Below are 1,061 nucleotides of genomic sequence, written 5' to 3' on the forward strand. Positions count from 1 at the left end.
GGTGCCCCTTGTAAGACGGCGCGGTGTCCACGAACAGCTCCCAGGATGACCAACCCGAAGATCATCTCACCGGCTCAGATCAACGTGACAATGCCAGCCCGGATGATTGACCTCAAGTAGCTGCCCCCTCTCCCGTAAGGTATGCGTAATGTAGCATACACACATGACTCTGAAGCGGACCATGGTCCATGCTGACCCTGAAGACCTGGCCATCATCAAAGAGGCCGCCGCACGGCAGGGTGTCTCCGAGGCGGAATTGATCCGCCAGGGCATCCACCTTGCTGCCCTCCGCGCCCGCCGTCGTACCACTCAGCTGCGACTGCGCCGCTTCGACAGCGGAGATCCCACCCTTGCCGAGCGCGCGGACGACATCATTGCCGAGTCCCTCGGGTCGGATGACGCTTCGTGATCCTCATTGCCGACACCTCCGGCCTCCTCGCCGCCTTCGATACCGCATCCCCCGACAGCGACGGAGCTTTCGCAGCACTCGAAAACGCTGGTCTTGTTGTCGTTTCCCCGATGGTCATGACCGAGATCGACCACGTGGGACGCCGCGTACTGGGATTCGACCGCGCCATAATGATGATCGAGGACATTACAGCGCAGGCCCGTACAGGAGACTGGGCAATCCCCGCCACTGGACCGGAAGTACTGAGCCGCGCCCTGACTGTCCGGGCCCGTTACAAGAGCCTGCGCCTGGACCTTGCTGACGCCGTGAACGTGGCGCTTGCCGAGGAATACGACACCGACTGCATCCTCACACTCGACCGCAAGGACTTCCGCGCGGTTCTCCCACTAACCGATCACAAGGCATTCCGAGTGCTACCCGACGACGCCTAAACCGTAAGCATTCAGAAGGTCGTGATCGGGTCCGCTGTCTGACGATGACAGGTGGTGGGTGGGTGCGGCAGGATCCGTGCTCGTGTCGTCCGCTTTCGAGTCCGCGTCGCGTGAGGATCTCCTTGCGGGGTGTTATCAAGTTGAGGAGCGGGGGTGTGATGATCTTGGTGGGGATCGTTGTGGGAGGGGCCGTTCGTGGATACCGCTGCACCGTCGTACCG

General features: G+C 61.7%; 2 protein-coding genes. Both read left to right on the forward strand.

Features of this window, described 5'->3' with window-relative positions; all coding sequences use genetic code 11:
• The first annotated feature begins 163 nt into the window (after positions 1–163).
• Positions 164–409, forward strand: a complete 246-nt coding sequence (locus ACZ7GZ_RS43490; protein WP_471033414.1) for a ribbon-helix-helix domain-containing protein — start codon at positions 164–166, stop codon at positions 407–409.
• Positions 406–840: a PIN domain-containing protein gene (locus ACZ7GZ_RS43495; RefSeq protein ID WP_471033416.1), complete on the forward strand. Its 435-nt coding sequence runs from the start codon at positions 406–408 to the stop codon at positions 838–840. Before ACZ7GZ_RS43490 ends, ACZ7GZ_RS43495 begins: the two co-directional genes overlap by 4 nt.
• The last annotated feature ends 221 nt before the right edge of the window (positions 841–1,061 follow it).

Source organism: Streptomyces sp. NPDC037288, assembly GCF_055603265.1.

Coding starts and splice junctions, on each gene's coding strand:
- ACZ7GZ_RS43490 (WP_471033414.1), top strand. CDS start 164: ATGACTCTGAAGCGGACCATGGTCCATGCTGACCCTGAAGACCTGGCC.